This window comes from Gardnerella leopoldii, assembly GCF_003293675.1.
GTDB classification, from domain to species: domain Bacteria; phylum Actinomycetota; class Actinomycetes; order Actinomycetales; family Bifidobacteriaceae; genus Bifidobacterium; species Bifidobacterium leopoldii.
Window position 1 is genome coordinate 317,170 of record NZ_CP029984.1, and the last position, 19,887, is coordinate 337,056.

The window sequence follows — 19,887 nt, forward strand, 5'->3', positions numbered from 1 at the left end:
CTCAATCTTAGTTAAAGATGTTGTTTTTAAGGAGGTGCTTACAAATGATTAGAAAAAGAAAGATGTTATCAGCAATAACCACTTATGTAATGGTTGTTGGAATGTTGTTTTTCACATCCAATTCTGTTGCTTATGCGTATACTTTATCTCAACCAAAATCGTTTTATGATAGTATTTCATGGACATGGTTTTATAGCGATAAGGCTACGCCAGCATATAATTGTCTAGGATTTGCAACTGGTAGTATGACGTACGAATGGCCTAGTGACTTTGGTGATGATGCTGCTACTAAAGCGCAATTGGATAATTATCTGGCAAAGAAAGGTTATAGACCTTATAAATATGATCCATTTATTCTAGCGTATGGTCATTCTCCTGATAAAATTGTTCATTTTGCAAAAGTTACTGGTCTTAAGTGGTGCCGTGCTAAATGGGGACAATTGGAGCTGTTTAACCATGGTAGTCATGATCCTTATTACCCTAATTCTGTTTATGGTTCTTTGCAACACAAATACACTGCGAATTAGAATTCTAGGAGGTGTAATACTATGTCTAAGAAAAAAATGTATATTTCGCTAGGAACTTTACTTTTATTGGTTCTATTTGTATTTACTGGAATTTTTATTATTGGAAATAATCCAGCATCAAAGAATAGTGGGAATATAGCTAATAAATTGATGCCAGTAAACGTAGCTTATGCTGAAACGTTAGATGATATAAAGGGATCCATGAATAAGTTGATGGTGGAATTAGAAACTGAGACGAAGACTAATCCACAAGTGGCTATGCAGGCACATCCAGGAAAGTTTATTAGGAATTCTAAAAACTATCAAAGAATATTGAAACTGGGACTGAAGGCAATTAAACCTCTTTACGATGCTATTTATGATAGTAGAGATGCTGGATGCTATGAATATATTCTAGCTATGGCTATTGAAGACATAACTGGCGAAAAGTTTGTTTACAATTCTGACTATGGTTGGAAAAATTCGTTAGAGTTTAGGATGGCTTATGACGAAAAAGTAAACAATACAAGGTTTAATGTTGAAAGAATCAGTAATAATGAAACTTTGAATGATCATGACCGAACTCAGAAATTTAAGGAATTAGGGATTTTTGCAGTTTCTGATTTAATTAAAGAGTATAGGAAAAGTGATTCCAAAGTTTCTAAACCATCGATATTAGAAGCTGTTAAGGGAATTACTAGTAAGTATAAAGAACTTGCAATAACGGAAAGAACTCCAACTGAGAGTATTCTAGATGAAACACAATTATTTGATTCTCTAGTTTCCTTAAATGGAAGAGCATACAAGTAAGGTGGATTATCTAACTGTAAAGCTAGTTCTTTAGGTATTATATGAGTGTTATACGAACATGAAGCGACCAAGAAAATCTTGGTCGCTTCTTTATATAAGAGAGGAGGAAAAAGGTAATGAGGAAGTTTTGGCAGTGGAAAAACCAAAAGGAAAACAATGAGACTAATGAGAATAATGAGATTTTGGAGAGGACACTGTTTCTTAACGGTACGATTGCTGAAGAATCATGGTTTGATGATGATATTACACCACAACTTTTTAAAGACGAGTTAAACGCTGGTAGTGGGAATATTACCGTGTGGATTAACTCGCCTGGCGGCGATTGTGTGGCTGCGGCACAAATCTATAACATGCTCATGGATTACAAGGGTTGTGTGACGGTCAAAATTGACGGTATTGCAGCATCGGCTGCATCAGTGATTGCGATGGCTGGAACAAAGGTTTATATGAGCCCGGTGTCAATGCTTATGATTCATAATCCTATGACGGTTGCTTTTGGCAACAGAAACGAAATGGAAAAAGCAATATCAATGCTTGATGAGGTCAAAGAGTCCATTATTAACGCTTACGAGATTAAAACAGGGCTTAACCGTGTGAAACTCTCGCATTTAATGGATTCGGAAACGTGGATGGATGCTAACAAGGCGGTAGAACTCGGGTTCGCGGACGGTGTTTTAACTAGAGGTGAAACCACTGATATTGGCATACCACAGGTTTCAACATTGTATTCGAAAGCAAGCGTGCAAAACACGCTACTTGAAAAAATATGTAAAGCCTGCCGGATAAGCGGTAAGGAAACAAACAATATTAGTGCAGACGATCTTATGGATCGTCTTTTTTTAATCAAAAATTGGAGGTAAACATGATGAACACTATTTCAAACATGGTTGAGAAACGTAATAAGGCGTGGCAGGGTGCGAAAGCTTTCCTTGAGTCTAAACGTGACAAGGACGGGCTTATTTCAGAAGAAGACGCGAAAACCTATGATGAGATGGAAGCGAAAGTGAAAGCTTACAGTATGGAAATTGATCGCTTGGAGCAGATGGAAAAAATGGATAAGGAGCTTTCAAAACCAACATCTGAGGCGATTGTTGCAAAACCTATGAAAACAGGTGTGAAACTTGAAAAACAAGGTCGTGCGCGTGACGAGTATAAGCAGGCGATGCTTACAGCTCTTAGAAGTAATTTTAAACGAGTCGATAACGTGTTGCAGGAAGGCGTGGACGCTGACGGCGGGTATCTTGTGCCGGAAGAATACGATAATCGTCTGATTGAAACGTTGAAAGAAGAAAACATTATTCGCTCTCTTGCTACCACGATTACTACTAGTGGAGAGCATAAGATTAATATTGCGATGAGCGATCCTGCGGCGGCTTGGATTGAAGAAGGCGCAAGCCTTAACTTTGGGGATTCCAAGTTTGCTCAAATCCTGCTTGACGCTCATAAGCTTCACGTTGCGGTAAAAGTTACTGAAGAACTCTTGCATGATAACGCGTTTAACCTCGAGAATCATCTTCTCACATCCTTCGGCATGGCTTTGGCTAACGCTGAGGAAGACGCTTTTCTTAACGGTGATGGTGTTGGAAAACCGACTGGTATTTTCAATAAGAAAGACGGTGGCACGTTCCTTAAAGAAACTACCAGTATTAAAACTGATGATCTGATTGATCTTATTCACGCTTTGAGGCGACCATACCGTAAAAACGCGAGTTTTATTATGAACGATAAAACAGTCGCGAGCATACGAAAACTTAAAGACAATAATGGCGCGTACGTTTGGCAGCCTTCATACCAGGATGATGAGCCGAACAGGATTCTCGGATACCCGGTTTACACGTCTGCTTACGCGCCTGAAAACATGGTGGCTTTTGGCGACTACTCGTACTACAACATTGGCGACCGTGGCTCGCGCTCGTTTAAAGAACTTACCGAGCTTTTCGCTGGAAACGACATGGTAGGTTTCGTTGCTAAAGAGCGTGTAGACGGCAAACTCGTGCTTAAAGAAGCAGTACAGATTCTACCTGTTAAAACAAGCGTAGCAGCTTAAAAGACGACTGAAAGTTAAGGAGGGGTGTTGATGATAGTTACAGTCGAGGAAGCAAAAAACTATCTTAGGGTGGATAGTAGAGAAGATGATGAGCTTATCAACACCCTTATTCATTCTGCTGAAAAACTCTGCCAGGGAGTAGCTCGTAAAAACGATACTAGTTTGATTAGTGAAAACTTTGACGAGTATCGGCTCGCAGTCTTATACGCTACAGGCTACTTGTATGAGCATCGGGAAGAAGCAGACCACCACGCGCTTATGCTTACTTTACGTTCGATGCTTTTTACTGTTAGAAAAACGGGGTTTTAAATGAGAATAGGCTTATTAAACGAGCGTATTATGCTGCTTAAAAACAGTGTTGAAATTGATGATGTTGGTAACCATAAGATTAAGTGGAGTAAGTATTACGAGTGTTACGCCACGGTAAGTGCTGAAAGTCCAATGGAGCAGACTTCGGCGGGAAACGTGTGGGATGAGTCAAAAGTAGATTTTACTATCCGCTATTCGAAAGAAACAGCCGTAGTCTCATCTATTGGTTACAGGATTGTTTTCCGTGATACGGTTTATGAGATTTTAGGTGTTGACCACATGAATTATAAGAAGAAAAGCCTGAAACTTCACTGTAAGAGGTGTAAAAAGTGAGCAAAGTAAGTATTGGCGGCCTCTCTAAAGAAGTTATTAGAGAGCTTAAAACTTACGCGAAAGTTACAACCGGGAAAGTAAAAGAAGCAGTAAAAAACGCTGGTAAAACAGCAAAAGAAGAAATTAACATGACAGCTCCTAAACGAACTGGAGCGTATGCGAAAAGTTGGGCTGTTAAAACATTAAACGAAACAGGCAGCAGGCTAGTTCTCGTAGTGCATTCTAGAAACAAGTATCAGCTTACACACTTGTTAGAGTACGGGCATGCTAAACGAGGCGGCGGACGCGTGGAAGCTAGAGCACACATTGCTGAGGCTGAAAGTAAAGCAGTACGAAGTTTTGAAAAAGAAATAGAGGAGGCGGTTAAAAATGGGTAATCTTTTAGAAATCATGAGGGAGATAGGTTTTCCTTTCGCCTATCACCATTTTGCTGAGGGAGAATCACCTAATCCGCCTTTTCTCCTGTTTCTAACAGCAGGGAGTAGTAATTTTGCGGCAGACGGGAAAACGTATTTTAAAGCAAACGAAGTTCATATTGAACTATACGCGGACTATAAGAACCCCGTACTGGAAGAACAAGTTGAAGCCGTGCTTGATAGGCACGGCATTTTTTATAACAAAACAGAAGCGTTCATAGAGTCGGAACAGCTTTATGAAACACTCTACATTTTTGAAATGGAGGTAACAATAAATGGGAAACAAGGTTAAATACAATCTTAAAAACGTGTACGCGGCAAAACTTAAAAAAGATTCGAGTGGTTTCTCCTACGATGAGCCTAAGCCGATTCCGGGGGCGGTGAGTATAAGCCTTGAGGCTGAGGGTGAATCCTCACCGTTTTACGCTGACGGGATTGTTTACTTCAGGTCGACTGCTAACAACGGTTACAGTGGCGACTTGGAAATTGCTCTTATACCTGAATGGTTTAGGACGGAAATACTGAGAGAAGAACTAGATAAAAACGGTGTGCTGGTTGAAAACGCGAAGATTAGTGAAACAGAAAAATTCGCGCTCCTGTTTGAGTTTGATGGTGACGTGAACGCGATCAGACACGTTTTATATAACTGTTCAGCAACACGACCGTCTATTGAGTCAGAAACTAAGGAAGACACTATAGAACCGGGTACGGAAACTTTGTCGCTTACGGCTGATCCTAGAGAAGATGGTTTGGTGAAATCCCGTAGCGGTGACACTACTTCAAAAGAAACCTATGAGAACTGGTATAAGAGCGTGTACGTTCCGCAAGTTAACACGGAAATCAAATAAGTTTTAAAGGGGTAAACGTGTTAGAAAAAACAGTAAAAGTAAATGGTAAAGACGTGAAGTTTCGCTCTTCAGCCACTATCCCAAGATTGTATCGTATTAAATTCAAGCGTGATATTTTCAAAGACCTGTCAAAATTAGAGCAGTCGTTTAAAATCAACGAGGGTGTTTTTGAAATAGCAGATCTTGAAATTTTTGAAAACGTAGCCTATATCATGGCTTATCACGCGGATAATAGTATTCCAGCAAGTATTGATGAGTGGCTTGACGAGTTTGAAATGTTTTCTATCTACGAGATTCTTCCTGAAATTCTAGAACTTTGGGGAGCAAACTTGGAAACTGAAGTAAAATCTAAAAAAAATTTAAAACAACAACACGGCAAATGACAACCGCGTTGTTTCTTCTTAGATGCACAGAAATCGGGATTAGTATTTGCGAACTGGATCTTTTAACTATCGGCATGGTTTTAGACATGTGGACAGAGAAAGCAAACGATAGTGTGAAATACGATAAGCTCGCAAGACAAGCAGAGTTTGATAAGTTCTAATTTAAAGACTTGAGTATTTTTGGTATGATAATGATAAATATAGTAATAAGCACAAAAAATGGGAAAATATATTTACATTAATATCAGATTGATGTAAAATGAAAAGATTTACGAAAGGAGTATGAATATGATTTATTCAAATGAAAGAAAACTATATTTAAGTGGTTGGCTAAAGAATAATGACAATACATCATATGAGACCCCTTTAAAGTTGCAAAAATTTTTGCTGTTTTATGAAGCCTTTACGAAAGTATCTGGAGAAACACCTGATTTTAGTCATTTAAGAGGGTATAAAAAAGGTCCGGTATTTAGTAATGTTTGGGGAGATTATACTAAGGAAAGAGCAAGCTTTAATGTGGCGTCTCAGAATGCGTATGATAAAAATGTTGAAGCTATTAATGTTAAAAGGGCTGAAAAATGCGCTTTTATAGTTGGTACTATGACGGAAAAGGAATTATCTGATCTTACACATCAGATGAATCTTTGGAAATCAAAAGAAAATCGCATTGTGTCTGGTGAGTATCAAGTAGATTTAGATGAATCGGACTTCAATTATAATGATAAAAAACTGATCGATGCATTAGATGCAATGTATTCAACAAATATGGTAGAAAACTCAAAAATTATAAATTTAGATAAAAAATACTTTGTATTTTCAAAATCTGATTCGGAATTACTTACGGAGAAACATTTCGATATGATGCTTACTCTTGCGGAAAATGAAGAACTCCATAATCCAGTATTCGTCGATATTGACGAAGAAGGGAGGCTTCTGATTGATTAACGAAAAAGATGTTGTGAGGATGAAAGTGCCTTATCCGTCTATATCGGATGGGATGGCTGTGGCTTCACATATGTATATTTGTAATAAACATTCGGGTACAGTGTATGAGTATATTAAATGTCAAACACTAAAACCTTATATGCTTATTAGAAACCCAATGGTTCATTATCATGATGAGCAGCCAGATATATCTAGGAATCCATTTACGCGACCAACTAGAATAGATTGTGATAAGTTATTTCTGACAACTACAGTACATTATGATGATCGATTAAAAACATTAAATCGTCCAGATGTATGTGAGGATTTATTTAGATCTGTACGAGTAGAATTATTGAAAGACGGCTATACGAACATAAATATAAATGAAATAGAACTAAAGAACTTGAATAGATTGATTTACTGATAAATTAATCATTGAAGATTATTTCTAGCACTTACTAAATAGTAGGTGCTTTTTTCATACCTAAATTAATGGAAAAAGGGAGGTGAAGTTATGGCAAACAGGATTAAAGGTATTACTGTTGAAATTGGTGGGGATACTACAGGCTTAGATAAGTCTTTACAACAGGTGAATTCGACTATTCGCTCAACCGAGCAGTCGCTTCGTGATGTTAATAGGCTTTTGAAACTTGATCCGACAAGCACGCAGCTTTTAAGCCAAAAGCAGGCTTTTTTGCAGAAAGAAATCCAAGAAACGTCTAATAAGCTTAACGTTTTGAAACAGGCGGATAAGCAGGCTAAAGTACAGTTGGAAAACGGGGAGCTTGGTAGAGACAAGTATGATGCGTTACAGCGTGAGATTGTTGAAACAGAAAATAATCTTGATAGTTTAAAAGAAAAATTAAAACAGGTAGGTAGTGTTAGTTTAACCAAGCTTAGTAGCCAGTTTGATAGTACGAGTAAAAAGATAAAGAAACTAGGAGATGGTATGTCATCTCTTGGTCAAAGTTTAAGCACGAAAGTTACGCTGCCGATTGCTGCTATTGGTACTGCTGGTTTTACTGCTGCAGCAGACTTACAGGATGCTATGGGTGCGACAGAGCAGATTTACGGTAAGTCTGCTAACAGAATGCTTAAATGGTCAGGAAGTTTGAAATCCTATTATGGTATTGCTCAAGGTCAAGCTTTAGAGTATGCGAATACTATGGGCGCGATGTTGAAAAATATTGGTGGGAAAAGTGATGCTGAAGCAGCTGAGATGAGTCAGAAGCTGGTTGCTCTTGCAGGCGACTTGTCTGCTATGTTTGGTGGCACAACCGAGTCTGCTGTTCTTGCTTTAACAGGCGCGCTTAAAGGTAATAATGCGATGCTTGACAATTATGGTATGGGTGTTAACGAGGCGACTATTAAAGCTAAAGCTCTTGCCATGGGTTTGCATGATGGTAGAGGCGCGATGAGCTTGCAAGCGAAACAGGCTGCTACTTTGGCTCTTATTATGGAGCAGACTGCTGACGCTCAAGGGCAGGCTGGGCGTGAAGCCGCGGGCGCTTCGGGTTCTATGAAGATTCTAAAAACAGAGTTGCAGAATATTGCTGCGACTATTGGTAATGTTTTACTTCCCGTCATAACACCATTAATGCAGAAAATATCAGCATGGCTTTCTAAATTTAAACAGCTTTCTCCAGAAAGCCAAAAACTTATAGTGACACTTGGGCTGATTGCTGCGGCAGTCGGCCCTTTTTTAGTGGTTCTTGGAACGTGTATTTCTAAAATAGGTGTTGCTATACAAGGGTTTTCTAAACTAGCTTTGTTTATAGGTAAAATGTTCGCAAGTTTTACTTCCGGCTCTAGCATTCTTGAAGGGTTAGGCGCTGTTTTAGGTGGAGTATCCGCGCCAATACTCGCGGTTGTTGCGGTTATTGGTGTTCTGGTAGCAGCTTTTGTAACCTTATGGAACACTAACGAAGAGTTTAGAAACAGTGTTATTGCTGTTTGGGAGAAAATTAAGGAAACTTTCACTAATTTTGTTAATGGTGTTAAAGAAAAACTGTCAAGCCTTGGTATTGATTTCACGAGTATTGTTGAAGGGCTTAAAACAGTGTGGAATGGTTTGTGTGCTATTCTAGCTCCACTGTTTGAAGGCGCTTTAAATTTAAGTTTTACTAGTTTCAAAACCGTTCTTGATTTAATCACAGGCGTTTTAGACGTTTTTATAGGATTATTCACCGGTAACTGGTCTCAGCTTTGGGATGGTGTAAAAGAAATTTTTACCGCTGTTTGGAACGCGGTTAAAAACACGTTCATAACAGTATTGAACACGTTAAAAAACGTTTTTAACGTGTTTTTGTCTTTCTTTGGCACTAGTTGGAACAAACTGTGGTCGAGTGTGAAAAACTTTTTCATGAATGTTTGGAATGGTATCGTATCGTTTTTCACTAACGTTTTAAACGGTATTAAAAACACTGCAACAAGTGTTTGGAATGGTATTAAAACTGCAATCATGAGCGTGGTAAACGGTATTAAAACAAGCATTTCAACAGTGTTTAATTCAGTAGCAAACATGGTTAAGTCTGTGTTTAACGGTATTAAAAACACGGTTGTGTCAATTTGGAATGGTATTAAAAACGCTATCATCACTCCGATTGAAGCGGCGAAAAACAAGGTTAAAGCAGTAATCGACGCTATAACAGGGTTTTTCTCTAACATAAAACTTAGTCTTCCTCATATTAAACTGCCGCATTTTAGTATTAAAGGACAATTCTCTCTTACGCCACCGTCTGTACCGTATCTTGCTATCGACTGGTATAAGAAAGCAATGAACAAGCCGATGCTGTTAAACGGGGCGACTATTTTCGGTGAGAAAAACGGGCGTATGCTTGGCGGCGGAGAGAAAGGCCCGGAAGTGATTATGGGGTTGAATAGTTTAGAAAACATGACTGTTGGAGCAAACATGCAAATGCTTAGTGTTATGAACCAGATTCTAGCGATTATGGACGCGTATTTCCCACAGTTTTCTAACCAGAGTATTGTGCTCGACACTGGTGAACTAGTGGGTGGTATCGCGCACAGGATGGACAGTGAGCTTTTTAAGCTTCAAACAAGAAAAGCAAGGGGGTGGTAGAAGTGTATGGGATGCTAATAAACGGGTTGCATAGTTTTAACGATCTAGGGCTTGTTGCTACAAGCCGTCCGCTCGTTCAACTTCCAGAACCTAAATTAGAGTATTTGCAAATACCAGGCAGGCAGGAAAGTATTGATATTAGTGAAAGTCTTGCTGGTGAAGTGTTATACGAGATGCGTGAAGGCTGTTTCGAATTCATTGTTGCAGACAAAAACAAGTGGAGTGAAACATGCCATAGGGTTAAAACGTTAATCCACGGTAAGAGTGTGAAACTGTCTCTTGATGATGAACCATTGTTCTACTATCAGGGTCGAGTGTGGGTTAGTGGTTTTAAATCGGATAAAAACTATTCAACTCTCACACTCAACTATAAGCTGCAACCATATAAGTATAGTGTAGATGATTCGGATGGGGTTCACACAATATGGGGTGTGCAAGTAGATGATAAGCGTGAAATAACACTCGTTCACGATTTTGATATGACACTGATTCCAGAATTTAACAACCTGTCATCTAACAGTATGCTACTGGATTCTAATGGTAAAAAGTATGAGATTAAAACAGGTGTTAACCGTTTCCCACAGCTTCGTTCAAAAATAAACATGAGTTTAACATTCGTTGGAAACGGGATGGTAAATATTTCCTATAAAAGGGGGTGGTTGTGAGTGTACAGGATCATGCTTGACGGTAATACGATTTACTATCCGAATGATGATAAAGCAGTACTTGATGATATTACGTTAAACTTGGAGCTTAATACTGCGGGAACGTTAACGTTTACTTGCCCTAGTCAAAACCCTTGCTATGAGCTTATTAAAAACCGGAAATCAATAGTAAGCGTGTGGCGTGACGATGAGGAGATTTTCTTCGGCGAGGTTAGAGAGCAAGTAAAAAACTTGTATGGTAGTAAGAAAGTAACTTGCGTAGGGTTGTTAACTTACTTAGCTGATAGTATTCAACCTCAGAAAGAATATCATGATCAGAGTTCCTACCAGCTTTTAGAAAAACTTTTACAAGCTCATAACAGTCAGGTAGATGATTATAAGAAAATAAGAATTGGTTTCGTCACAGTATCTGACTCGAATGATTCGCTCTACAGGTTTACTAATTTTGAAACCACGCTTGAAGCGATTATGGGTAAAATGGTTGAAAAACTTGGCGGATATTTGCGTCTTAGGAAAGAAGACGGGAAACTTTACTTAGACTACCTACGTTTAGAAGAAATAGGTAAAGCTACAAGCCAGCATATTAGTTTCGGTTTGAACCTGCTTGAATACGCGGAAAACCTTTCAGCAGAGGATGTTACTACAGCGGTTATTCCTCTCGGAAAAGAGTTGGAAAACGAGAATGGTGAAAACGAGGTTCTTAAAAAGCATGTTGATATTACTTCAATAAACAATGGGAAAAACTATATAGTATCTCGTGAAGCGCAAAAAACATTCGGCTGGGTTTGTAAAGTTGTTAATTTCAATAATGTGACAGTTCCAACTAATCTTATGCGCAAAGCTACTAAATGGTTACAGGATAACCAGTTTGAGCATGTAGAAATAAGCCTTAGCGCGGTTGACTTATCCGAGTTAGGTTTATATTATGCGACGATTGAGTGTGGGGATAGGGTTCGTTGTCTCGCTCCACAATTTGGCATGGACCGTGTGTTTCCTGTAGTAAAACAGACTATACCGATTCAAAAACCAGGCGAAGTTAGAATCGTGCTTGCGAGCAGGATTTCTAAAGGGTATGTGCAAAACGTGTCGCATGCTGTTCAAACGTTAAAAGAAGAAGCGGTTGAAGCTAGAAAAATTGATAACGAGCGTGTTAAAGCTGCGATCGATAATATTAAAGCGCAAATGGGTAATTCTCAAAGCGGCTATAAGATAAGCGAATACGATAGTAAAGGCATGTGGGTTCGTGACCTTTACATGGATACGCCTGATAAGAACACTGCTACGAAAGTTTTACAGGTTAACATGAATGGTATTGCTGGAAGCCATAACGGTTTTTCAGGCCCTTACAGTACTGCGATGACTCTTGACGGCATGGTGTATGGTGACAGGATTATCGGACATTCGATTGACGCGGAAAAACTTTCAGTTTCTTACACTTCACAGGTAGAAAAGCAGATTAGTAAAGCAAAAAACGAGGCTATAAAAGACACTGGTAGGCGGCTTGAAAACTATTACACGATAAGTGAAATCAACACGAAACTAAATGTTACAGACGGTAAGATTGAGGCTGGTGTTGAAAGCGTTAACCATAGTCTTAAACAGAAAAACGGTAACTATTACGGCTCGTATACTCCAAGCCAGTTTAACGCTCCTATGAGCTTGTGGCTGAATGATAGTGAAAAAATGCAGCATGTTGGTGATTTTTTCTACGACACGTCAACCGGCTACGCTTACAGGCTTATTGTTAAGCAGGAAAGTTTAGCTGTAAAATTTAATGAGAAGTCGCATACGGAATCAGCTTTTGACGATTTTGTAGACATTTTTTACAAGTATGAGGATAAAATTTACGCTATACCGGGTTTAACTGGTGAAAAAATTTCTGGCGCAACAGTGTTTGTTCCATCAAACGAGTTTTGGCTACATTTTAGAACTAACTGGTCTCCGTTTGACAATTATGGTTTTAAGATTGATAGCATTAAAAAAGAGTATTCAGGAGAAATTTCAGGATACGTGTCTAAACTGCCTGAAGATATTAACATTATTGAGGTTGAAGGTGAAAATTATCCTGAGTCTGAACACCCGTATAAAGGTGGAACAAGCAAACTATGGCATTACGTTTCAGCTGACAGTATAAGTAGTTTTAGAACGTTCGCTTGGATCAGAGTTAAAGATAAAGACATTGAGGCTGCTAAATTCACGGCTGATAAGGCTATTTCTAAACTAACCATAGTAGAAGATTCCATATCTTCAATGGTTAAAAAAGGTGATTTTGGTAGTTTCATGCAGCAAAACTATAACAGTTTCCTTCTCGGGTTTAACCATTCGAGTAAATACGTGCAAATAACACCCGGGCAGATAGAGCTTTATGATGGTGAAGTTGATGAGGATCATAAAAGAGCTGTTTTTGATAAAAATGGGAACAACTTCTACCGTAACGGCGTGTATATTGGCTATGTTGGAACCGGCGAGTGGGAAGAAGATAATTCTCACAAGGGTCTAGTTTTTCATCTTACTAGCGACGGAAAGTATATGGCTTTCGCGCAGCGTAAATCAGCTGATGAAGAAACATACGCTACTATGCTGTGTTTTTCACGTTCGCAAAGCATTTATAAAGAGTATGGTATTCACGCTGGATGTAACTTTTACATGCATGGTAACAAGATTATAGATCCTGTTTGGCAAGACGGTGCAGGAGTAGACGCGGATATTAACTATGTGCAGATTATTGAAATGAACCAGGATGGGAAAGCTTCAAAATGGGGTTCTAACGCTCACATGGTGTTTAAAAACGGGATACTCATGAAAGTTAAATACTATTAAAAAGCGCGGGTGGAAGCGTTAAGTGAAAGTAGAGGAGAATTTGTTATGGAAAAACTAATTATTCACACAAACAAAATAGTGGCTAATAAGGGCACGCGCTTAAAAGATGTGACAGAAAGTATTACGACACCTGTAGTTGATAATACGAAAATTTTATGCGAAATCAGCCACAAGCTGGATATTATTCTAAAAAAGATTGGAGGAGAGTAGTGGTAAAACCGACAATTAGCTACGCGGTAGCTGTGCAAAAATATAAGGCTGAGTTAAACGAAAAAATAGTCGAGTTGAATAAGCAAATACCAATACCTACTTACATGATAGAAGGCATTGTTGCAAGCGTATTATCTGATATGCGTTCGGCAGTGATTGCGGAAAACTCGATGGAATATGAAGCGTATGTGAAACAGTTAAAAGACTATTTTAATTCTAGAGAACGCGAACTTAACGACGAAATTTTGAAAATAAAAGCCGAAAAAGACGAAAAAACTGAAAAAGATGAAAAAACTGAAGCGGCTGGGAAAAGTGTAAAAGGTGGAATGGTTGAGGAAGGTGTAAAAGATGGTAAGGAGTAGTCATGTGTTGAAAAATAATATCAGTTGAAATGCTGAAATGCTGAAATGCTGAAATGCTGAAATGTTAGGGCAGGTGTGGGTTAAACCATGCCTGTCCTTTTTTATTACTTTCTACTTTTTGTTTTTTGTTTTTATAAGAGTACTGGCAAATGTTAGGAAAACTTGTAAGGAGAATTATGAGAGGATTTTGGAATATTGCTCAACTGGCTTTCACACTGGTAGGCGGCTGGCTGGGATACTTTTTAGGCGGGTGCGACGGGCTTATCCTCGCACTCGTTTTATTTGTGGTTGCGGATTATATTACAGGCGTGATGTGTGCTGTTACGGATAAGAAACTGTCTAGCAGCATTGGTTTTAAGGGCATTTTTAGAAAGGTGCTCATTTTTATGCTTGTTGGTATAGCAAACATTATAGATTTTCATGTTTTGAAGCAAGGAAGCGTGATTAGAACCGCGGTAATTTTCTTCTACCTATCTAACGAAGGATTATCTTTAACCGAAAACGCGGCTCACCTGGGGCTTCCCGTGCCTGAGAAATTAAAAAACGTTTTAGAACAATTACACGACAAGAACAGGAAGGACAATACTCATGAGTAAAAAAGGAATAGACGTGTCAGAATGGCAGGGTGACATTGATTTCAACGCGGTGAAAGCATCCGGCATTGAGTTTGTGATCATTCGAGCAGGATACGGCATCGGATGCAAAGACAAGTGGTTTGAACAGAACTATCGTAAAGCAAAAACAGTTGGTCTTGATGTTGGAGCCTACTGGTATTCGTACGCAAACTCCAGTTCTGAGGCAGCTGAGGAAGCTCAAAGCTTAATGAACATGCTTTCAGGTAAGAGTTTTGAGTATCCTGTTTACTTTGATTTGGAAGAAAAAAGCCAGCTTAACCGTGGGCGAGCTTTCTGCGATTCGCTGATTACCAGTTTTTGCAATAAGCTGGAAGATTGCGGGTATTATGCAGGTTTTTACACTTCGCTTTCAACTGCTAATAATCTTGTGTCCGCTCATGTTAGAAACCGTTACGCTTTGTGGATCGCACAGTGGAACACGCACTGCAGTTATCAGGGTTCGTATGGTCTTTGGCAATACTCGTCAAGTGGCAGTGTGCCTGGAGTAGCTGGCAGAGTTGATATGGATTATGCTTACGTGGATTATCCGAGCATTATTAAAAACGCTGGATTAAACGGGTGTAAAAACGGCGGCTCTGACCAAGCTGCGCGCACGTCAAGTATTGATGAGGTGGCGCGAGAAGTTATTAACGGCGCTTGGGGTAACGGCAGCACGCGTAAACAGCGTTTAACTTCTGCCGGATACGATTATGCGAGCGTGCAAAATAAGGTTAATGAGCTGCTTGGTGTTAAAGCCTGTAGAAAGTCGGTTGATGAGCTTGCCCGTGAAGTAATCCGAGGCGCTTGGGGTAACGGTAGTACGCGTAAACAGCGTCTAGCTCAAGCTGGATACGATTATGATACGGTACAAAAACGAGTAAACGAACTCTTGTAAAACAGTTTGAAACTTGTAAAGCCCGAGGCTTGTTCCTACATTGGAGCAATCCTCGGGCTTTTTTTATTTTTTAAGGTTAAATTGTCAAGTCAAGAGGTTAAAAAACACTGTTTTTTCTTTGCCTGTGATGTAAGGAGGCACAGGCAAATGAATGTGGAAGAAAAACAGCAAGTCAAATTACTAAGAGATGAAGGTCTTAGCTATACGCAGATTGCAAACCGTATGGATGTTTCCGTTAATACGATTAAAAGCTACTGCAAACGTAATAGTCTAGGCGTAATCCAGTCTATGAAAATACAGACGGAATTATGTGAATCTTGTTCAAAACCAATTAAGCAAAACAAAGGAAGAAAAGTTAAACGTTTCTGCTCTGACGCGTGTAGAAACACGTGGTGGAACAAGCATACACAGTTGGTAAAAAGACAGGCAAACTATGAGTGTGCTTGTCTTAACTGCAAAAATTCTTTTATCTCTTACGGTAATAAAACCAGAAAATACTGCTGCCACGCCTGCTATATAGAACATCGTTTTGGAGGTGAGCATCATGCAAATAAGTAATGATGCTCACGGGCTAAAGGATGTTAAAGCGAGAGCTTGGACAAAAGAGAGTATGCAGGCGGATTTTCGTTTTGAAATAGCCGAAAAACTTACCGTTTCACTCTTTAAAAAAGGGCTTATCAGCGAGCAAGAAAAAGAAAAAATAAGCCGTCTTAACAGGGAAAAATTTCACCCGTTTTACAAGGAATTATTGGGTTAAAAGCTTGATAAACACTGCTTTTAGAGTGATGAATAGTATTAGCTGAAAGTGAGGGAAATAGTGAAAGAAATAATAAAAATAGACTCTACAATGCGAAAAACTGGTTTTGAGAAAAAGACGCGGGTTGCAGCGTATGCGAGAGTTTCTAGTGATAGTGATGAGCAGCTTCTCAGTCTAGAAGTGCAAAAGGAGCATTACGAAAACTATATTAAGTCTAATCCCTGCTGGGAGTATGCGGGGCTTTACTTTGACGAGGGTATTAGTGGCACGAAAATCGATAAGCGTGAAAGTCTTAAACAACTGCTTAAAGACTGTGAGAGCGGTCAGATAGACAGGATTGTTACAAAGTCTATTAGTAGGCTTGCAAGAAACACGGTTGACTGTCTTGAAATAGTTAGAAAACTTACCGGTCTTGGTATTTATTTGTATTTTGAGAAAGAAAACATTGATACCGAGCATATGAGTTCGGAGCTCATGCTTTCTATCCTGAGTTCCATAGCACAAAGCGAGTCAAAATCCATCTCGGAAAACAACACGTGGTCAATCCAAAAAAGGTTCGAAAACGGAAGCTTCGTCATTTCCTGCCCTGCGTATGGGTATAAAAACGAGAATAAGAAAATGATTATAGTTCCCGAGCAAGCCAAGGTAGTAAAAGAAATTTTCAACATGGCTCTTTCCGGCATGGGCGGAAAAGCAATAGCACGAGTATTGACCGATAAAAAGATTCCAACTAAAAAGGGCGGAAACTGGACTTCAACTACTGTGAACGCTGTTCTGACTAATAAAACATACACAGGGGATGTAATTTTTCAAAAGACATTTACGGATGATAGTTTTAACCGCCATAAAAACTGTGGCGAGAAAAAACAGTATGTTATTGAAAACCATCACGAGGCTATCATCAGTCATGAAACTTTTAATCTTGTGCATGATCTTAGACAGAAGAGAAAATTAAAACTAAATATTACCAGCGGTAGTAATAAATACCTTGCTAGATACACATTCTCAGAAAAACTTTACTGCGGTAATTGCCATAGTAGGTTAAAGAAACACGACCGGCATAAAAAAGATGGAACCTATGTTGTTTGGTGTTGTACCAAGCACATACGTGAAATTAAATGCTGCCCTATGAAAGCTGTAAAAGAGGAGTATGTTAAATTAGCTTTTCTTCAAATACTTAACAAGCTCAAAGCAACATCTGCTCAAATATTAACGCCTTTCATAAAAAGCTTAAGAAACGTGAATAATAAAGACGGTTTGAACAAAGTTATCGAACTCGAAGAAAAAATAGCTAAATTGCAAGAACAAGAGCAAGTACTCAGTAAGCTTTTAGCCGGTGGCTACATTGAGATGGATTCCTACTATCTGGAAAGCAATCAGCTTAAAACGGAAATGGATACTTGTCTTAAGGAAAAACTTCAGCTTTCCAACAGCCTAAACGGTAACTTAACGCACTTAAACGAGGTGCAAAAACTTCAACGGTTCGTAAGTGTCACAGAAGTATTTAGCGAGTTTAAGGACGAGGATTTTCTGGATTTTGTAGACGATGTCGTAGTTAAAAGCAGAACAGAATTTATTTTTCATTTGAAATGTGGATTGGAATTAGAAGAAGAGGTGAAAGAAACATGGCACGCATCCCATATGGTTACCGAATAGTAGACGGTAAAGCGGTTATAGATGAAGTAAAAGCTCAAGAAGTAAGAGAGTTTTTTCGTTTCTATCTTGAATTTAAAAATATTTCTCAAGCTGCTAAAAAATCAGGTATAAAAAGGGCTTGGCCAGTCACGGGCAAAATTCTTAGCAAGAAATTGTATTTAGGAACAGAGTTTTATCCTCAGATTATCGATGAGGATATGTTTAGACAAGTGCAACAAATAAGGCATGAGAATGCTATCAGGAATCATCGTTATAAAGAGCCTAAGCCAATAAAGGAAATTCGGTTTATTACAAGCTACCAGTTAGAAAAGGTAGAAAAGAAATATGATGATCCTTATCGTCAAGCAGTATACGCGTACAGTCAAATCAAGGAGGTGTAAAATGAATGCCAACGTTACAATTATTCCACCAAGAAAAATAGCGGGGAATACGGTAGATAAGCATGAAGATAAGCCGAGGTTAAGAGTAGTAGCGTATTGTCGTGTTAGTACTGACAGTGAAGAACAGGCAACAAGTTATGACACGCAAGTTCAGCATTATACGGATTATATTTCAAGAAATCCTCTCTGGGAGTTTGCCGGCATTTACGCTGATGACGGTATTTCAGGAACCAGCACGAAAAAACGTGTCGGTTTCAATGACATGATCCACGATTGCATGAGTGGCAAAGTAGACATGGTTATCACTAAGTCGATTAGCCGTTTTGCGAGAAACACTATCGACTGTTTAAAGTTTGTTAGACAGTTGAAAGACAAAAACATTCCGATCATTTTTGAAAAAGAAAACATCAACACCATGGAAGCAAGCGGAGAACTATTGCTTACTATCATGGCTTCTTTAGCTCAACAGGAATCAGCGTCGCTTTCTCAGAATGTGAAGCTTGGACTTAAGTTTCGCTACCAGGAAGGCAAAGTGCAAATCAACCATAACTGGTTTTTAGGATACACAAAAGACGATGAAGGGAATCTTGTAATTCTTGAACAGGAAGCAAAAGTCGTAAGAAGGATTTATAGAGAATATTTAGAAGGAGCAAGTCTTAGAGACATAGCGGAGGGCCTTGAAAAAGACGGCATTAAAAACGGTGCCGGGCATTTAAAATGGAATTTATCTAATATTAAAGGCATCTTGCAAAATGAAAAATATATTGGTGATGCTCTTTTACAAAAAACCATCACGACAGATTTTATTAACCATGTTCGTATAAAAAATGATGGAACAGAACCACAGTATTATGTAAAAGATAGCCACACGCCTATTATTCCAAGAGATATTTTCTTTAAAGTTCAAGAAGAAATGTTAAGACGAGCCAACATGTTTAGCGGTGAGGAGAACAAAAAAAGGAGAGTTTATTCCAGTAAGTACGCTTTATCCAGCCTATGTGTTTGTGCTAAATGCGGGGATGTTTACAGAAGAATTGCTTGGAACAACCGAGGAGTGCATTCTGTTGTCTGGCGTTGTTGCACCAGAGTGGAAAACGGTCCTAGTGCTTGCGATGCTCCGACAGTACAAGAGAACGAACTGCAATCTGCCATAGTGAAAGCCATAAACAAGGTGTTTAGTATATCGGATGAAGTATTGGATACGTTGAAGAATAATATTAGAGAAATTATCGCGGGCAACAACTTAAGTGAGATTGAAACGGTTGATAAAAGAATTGCAGACAAACAAGCGATACTACTAACCTTGCTTAAAGCTAAAAAAGACTACACGAAAACTGCCAACGAGATTGATGAGCTTAAAGTTAAGAAACAGCAGCTTCTTATAGAAAAAGCAGGTCAAGAAGATGCTAAAAGACGAATCAGAGAAATGGAAGATTTTCTGAAAAGTGAGTGTCATGATATTAGTGAGTATGACGAGAAGCTGGTAAGAAAGTACATCAAGAAAATAAAAGTTTACGAAGACAGGTTCAGCGTAACTTTTAAATCAGAGATTAGTGTGGATGTTCAAAGAGCATCATAAAAGCCAAAGTACTTTTAGCATTTGAAATGTTACAAAAGTCAGCCTAGGGGAAATCCTCTCTAGGCTGTTTTTTATGCTCAAGAATCAAGCTATTAAGCCAATCTTAAACCTTTTAACGATAGCTTTTTCTATCGTTAAAAAGTGCACCCAATATCCATAGTGTGCACTCAAAAAGTGTAAATATACTTGGAGTTCTCTCAATCCACGTCGAGACTGTCGTATTGATGTCAAAGGCTTAATAGGTGGGTGCATTTTTGCCCTTGTGTAGCAGGGCTTAGCGAGAGTTAT

Annotated in this window: 24 protein-coding genes; all 24 read left to right on the top strand. The window is 38.8% G+C overall.

The window, feature by feature from the left end; translation table 11 throughout:
* Positions 1-44 precede the first annotated feature (44 nt).
* Positions 45-527 carry a DUF7689 domain-containing protein gene (locus DOD25_RS01445; RefSeq protein WP_112928567.1) on the top strand — a complete coding sequence of 161 codons (483 nt, stop codon included), beginning with the start codon at positions 45-47 and terminating at the stop codon, positions 525-527.
* Positions 528-548: 21 nt separating this feature from the next.
* Entirely contained in the window at positions 549-1,316 is a 768-nt protein-coding gene (locus DOD25_RS01450) for a hypothetical protein (RefSeq protein ID WP_103084278.1), read from the top strand.
* Positions 1,317-1,432: 116 nt separating this feature from the next.
* The gene (locus DOD25_RS01455) at positions 1,433-2,176 is read left to right on the top strand and encodes a head maturation protease, ClpP-related (RefSeq protein WP_112928568.1); all 744 of its coding nucleotides are present in this window, start codon (positions 1,433-1,435) and stop codon (positions 2,174-2,176) included.
* A 2-nt stretch (positions 2,177-2,178) separates the two neighbouring features.
* A complete protein-coding gene (locus DOD25_RS01460) occupies positions 2,179-3,363 on the top strand; it encodes a phage major capsid protein (RefSeq protein WP_112928569.1) in 1,185 nt (394 codons plus the stop codon).
* 30 nt (positions 3,364-3,393) lie between these two features.
* Positions 3,394-3,672: a head-tail connector protein gene (locus DOD25_RS01465; RefSeq protein ID WP_112928570.1), complete on the top strand. Its 279-nt coding sequence runs from the start codon at positions 3,394-3,396 to the stop codon at positions 3,670-3,672.
* On the top strand, positions 3,673-4,005 hold the full coding sequence (locus DOD25_RS01470; RefSeq protein ID WP_112928571.1) for a phage head closure protein: 333 nt from the start codon (positions 3,673-3,675) through the stop codon (positions 4,003-4,005).
* On the top strand, positions 4,002-4,382 hold the full coding sequence (locus DOD25_RS01475; protein WP_020760692.1) for an HK97 gp10 family phage protein: 381 nt from the start codon (positions 4,002-4,004) through the stop codon (positions 4,380-4,382). Before DOD25_RS01470 ends, DOD25_RS01475 begins: the two co-directional genes overlap by 4 nt.
* A complete protein-coding gene (locus DOD25_RS01480) occupies positions 4,375-4,713 on the top strand; it encodes a hypothetical protein (RefSeq protein ID WP_112928572.1) in 339 nt (112 codons plus the stop codon). The genes DOD25_RS01475 and DOD25_RS01480 overlap by 8 nt, the downstream gene beginning before the upstream one ends.
* On the top strand, positions 4,697-5,269 hold the full coding sequence (locus tag DOD25_RS01485) for a major tail protein (protein WP_016815974.1): 573 nt from the start codon (positions 4,697-4,699) through the stop codon (positions 5,267-5,269). Before DOD25_RS01480 ends, DOD25_RS01485 begins: the two co-directional genes overlap by 17 nt.
* Positions 5,270-5,286: 17 nt before the next feature.
* On the top strand, positions 5,287-5,652 hold the full coding sequence (locus DOD25_RS01490) for a hypothetical protein (RefSeq protein WP_014554474.1): 366 nt from the start codon (positions 5,287-5,289) through the stop codon (positions 5,650-5,652).
* Between the two features lie 288 nt (positions 5,653-5,940).
* Positions 5,941-6,597: a hypothetical protein gene (locus DOD25_RS01495; protein ID WP_112928573.1), complete on the top strand. Its 657-nt coding sequence runs from the start codon at positions 5,941-5,943 to the stop codon at positions 6,595-6,597.
* A complete protein-coding gene (locus DOD25_RS01500) occupies positions 6,590-7,003 on the top strand; it encodes a hypothetical protein (protein ID WP_016815980.1) in 414 nt (137 codons plus the stop codon). Before DOD25_RS01495 ends, DOD25_RS01500 begins: the two co-directional genes overlap by 8 nt.
* A gap of 90 nt (positions 7,004-7,093) precedes the next feature.
* On the top strand, positions 7,094-9,661 hold the full coding sequence (locus tag DOD25_RS01505; protein ID WP_112928574.1) for a hypothetical protein: 2,568 nt from the start codon (positions 7,094-7,096) through the stop codon (positions 9,659-9,661).
* Between the two features lie 2 nt (positions 9,662-9,663).
* Entirely contained in the window at positions 9,664-10,326 is a 663-nt protein-coding gene (locus DOD25_RS01510; RefSeq protein ID WP_112928575.1) for a hypothetical protein, read from the top strand.
* A gap of 12 nt (positions 10,327-10,338) precedes the next feature.
* Complete coding sequence (locus tag DOD25_RS01515; RefSeq protein ID WP_112928576.1) at positions 10,339-13,146, top strand: phage tail spike protein; 2,808 nt, start codon at positions 10,339-10,341, stop codon at positions 13,144-13,146.
* 45 nt (positions 13,147-13,191) lie between these two features.
* On the top strand, positions 13,192-13,356 hold the full coding sequence (locus DOD25_RS06410; protein ID WP_019260890.1) for a hypothetical protein: 165 nt from the start codon (positions 13,192-13,194) through the stop codon (positions 13,354-13,356).
* Positions 13,356-13,718: a toxin gene (locus DOD25_RS01520; protein ID WP_112928577.1), complete on the top strand. Its 363-nt coding sequence runs from the start codon at positions 13,356-13,358 to the stop codon at positions 13,716-13,718. Before DOD25_RS06410 ends, DOD25_RS01520 begins: the two co-directional genes overlap by 1 nt.
* A 176-nt stretch (positions 13,719-13,894) precedes the next feature.
* The gene (locus DOD25_RS01525) at positions 13,895-14,314 is read left to right on the top strand and encodes a phage holin family protein (RefSeq protein WP_004118368.1); all 420 of its coding nucleotides are present in this window, start codon (positions 13,895-13,897) and stop codon (positions 14,312-14,314) included.
* Positions 14,307-15,227 (top strand): GH25 family lysozyme, encoded by a 921-nt coding sequence (locus DOD25_RS01530; protein ID WP_112928578.1) that lies wholly within the window; start codon positions 14,307-14,309, stop codon positions 15,225-15,227. The genes DOD25_RS01525 and DOD25_RS01530 overlap by 8 nt, the downstream gene beginning before the upstream one ends.
* A 147-nt stretch (positions 15,228-15,374) precedes the next feature.
* Entirely contained in the window at positions 15,375-15,785 is a 411-nt protein-coding gene (locus tag DOD25_RS01535) for a helix-turn-helix domain-containing protein (RefSeq protein ID WP_112928579.1), read from the top strand.
* Entirely contained in the window at positions 15,772-15,984 is a 213-nt protein-coding gene (locus DOD25_RS01540) for an SHOCT domain-containing protein (protein WP_004117908.1), read from the top strand. The genes DOD25_RS01535 and DOD25_RS01540 overlap by 14 nt, the downstream gene beginning before the upstream one ends.
* A 60-nt stretch (positions 15,985-16,044) precedes the next feature.
* On the top strand, positions 16,045-17,640 hold the full coding sequence (locus tag DOD25_RS01545) for a recombinase family protein (protein ID WP_112928580.1): 1,596 nt from the start codon (positions 16,045-16,047) through the stop codon (positions 17,638-17,640).
* Positions 17,610-18,020, top strand: a complete 411-nt coding sequence (locus DOD25_RS01550) for a serine integrase family protein (protein WP_112928581.1) — start codon at positions 17,610-17,612, stop codon at positions 18,018-18,020. The genes DOD25_RS01545 and DOD25_RS01550 overlap by 31 nt, the downstream gene beginning before the upstream one ends.
* A gap of 1 nt (position 18,021) precedes the next feature.
* Positions 18,022-19,599 (top strand): recombinase family protein, encoded by a 1,578-nt coding sequence (locus DOD25_RS01555; RefSeq protein WP_112928582.1) that lies wholly within the window; start codon positions 18,022-18,024, stop codon positions 19,597-19,599.
* Positions 19,600-19,887 lie beyond the last annotated feature (288 nt).

Coding starts and splice junctions, on each gene's coding strand:
- DOD25_RS01445 (WP_112928567.1), top strand. CDS start 45: ATGATTAGAAAAAGAAAGATGTTATCAGCAATAACCACTTATGTAATG.
- DOD25_RS01450 (WP_103084278.1), top strand. CDS start 549: ATGTCTAAGAAAAAAATGTATATTTCGCTAGGAACTTTACTTTTATTG.
- DOD25_RS01455 (WP_112928568.1), top strand. CDS start 1,433: ATGAGGAAGTTTTGGCAGTGGAAAAACCAAAAGGAAAACAATGAGACT.
- DOD25_RS01460 (WP_112928569.1), top strand. CDS start 2,179: ATGATGAACACTATTTCAAACATGGTTGAGAAACGTAATAAGGCGTGG.
- DOD25_RS01465 (WP_112928570.1), top strand. CDS start 3,394: ATGATAGTTACAGTCGAGGAAGCAAAAAACTATCTTAGGGTGGATAGT.
- DOD25_RS01470 (WP_112928571.1), top strand. CDS start 3,673: ATGAGAATAGGCTTATTAAACGAGCGTATTATGCTGCTTAAAAACAGT.
- DOD25_RS01480 (WP_112928572.1), top strand. CDS start 4,375: ATGGGTAATCTTTTAGAAATCATGAGGGAGATAGGTTTTCCTTTCGCC.
- DOD25_RS01485 (WP_016815974.1), top strand. CDS start 4,697: ATGGGAAACAAGGTTAAATACAATCTTAAAAACGTGTACGCGGCAAAA.
- DOD25_RS01495 (WP_112928573.1), top strand. CDS start 5,941: ATGATTTATTCAAATGAAAGAAAACTATATTTAAGTGGTTGGCTAAAG.
- DOD25_RS01505 (WP_112928574.1), top strand. CDS start 7,094: ATGGCAAACAGGATTAAAGGTATTACTGTTGAAATTGGTGGGGATACT.
- DOD25_RS01515 (WP_112928576.1), top strand. CDS start 10,339: ATGCTTGACGGTAATACGATTTACTATCCGAATGATGATAAAGCAGTA.
- DOD25_RS06410 (WP_019260890.1), top strand. CDS start 13,192: ATGGAAAAACTAATTATTCACACAAACAAAATAGTGGCTAATAAGGGC.
- DOD25_RS01525 (WP_004118368.1), top strand. CDS start 13,895: ATGAGAGGATTTTGGAATATTGCTCAACTGGCTTTCACACTGGTAGGC.
- DOD25_RS01530 (WP_112928578.1), top strand. CDS start 14,307: ATGAGTAAAAAAGGAATAGACGTGTCAGAATGGCAGGGTGACATTGAT.
- DOD25_RS01535 (WP_112928579.1), top strand. CDS start 15,375: ATGAATGTGGAAGAAAAACAGCAAGTCAAATTACTAAGAGATGAAGGT.
- DOD25_RS01540 (WP_004117908.1), top strand. CDS start 15,772: ATGCAAATAAGTAATGATGCTCACGGGCTAAAGGATGTTAAAGCGAGA.
- DOD25_RS01550 (WP_112928581.1), top strand. CDS start 17,610: ATGGCACGCATCCCATATGGTTACCGAATAGTAGACGGTAAAGCGGTT.
- DOD25_RS01555 (WP_112928582.1), top strand. CDS start 18,022: ATGAATGCCAACGTTACAATTATTCCACCAAGAAAAATAGCGGGGAAT.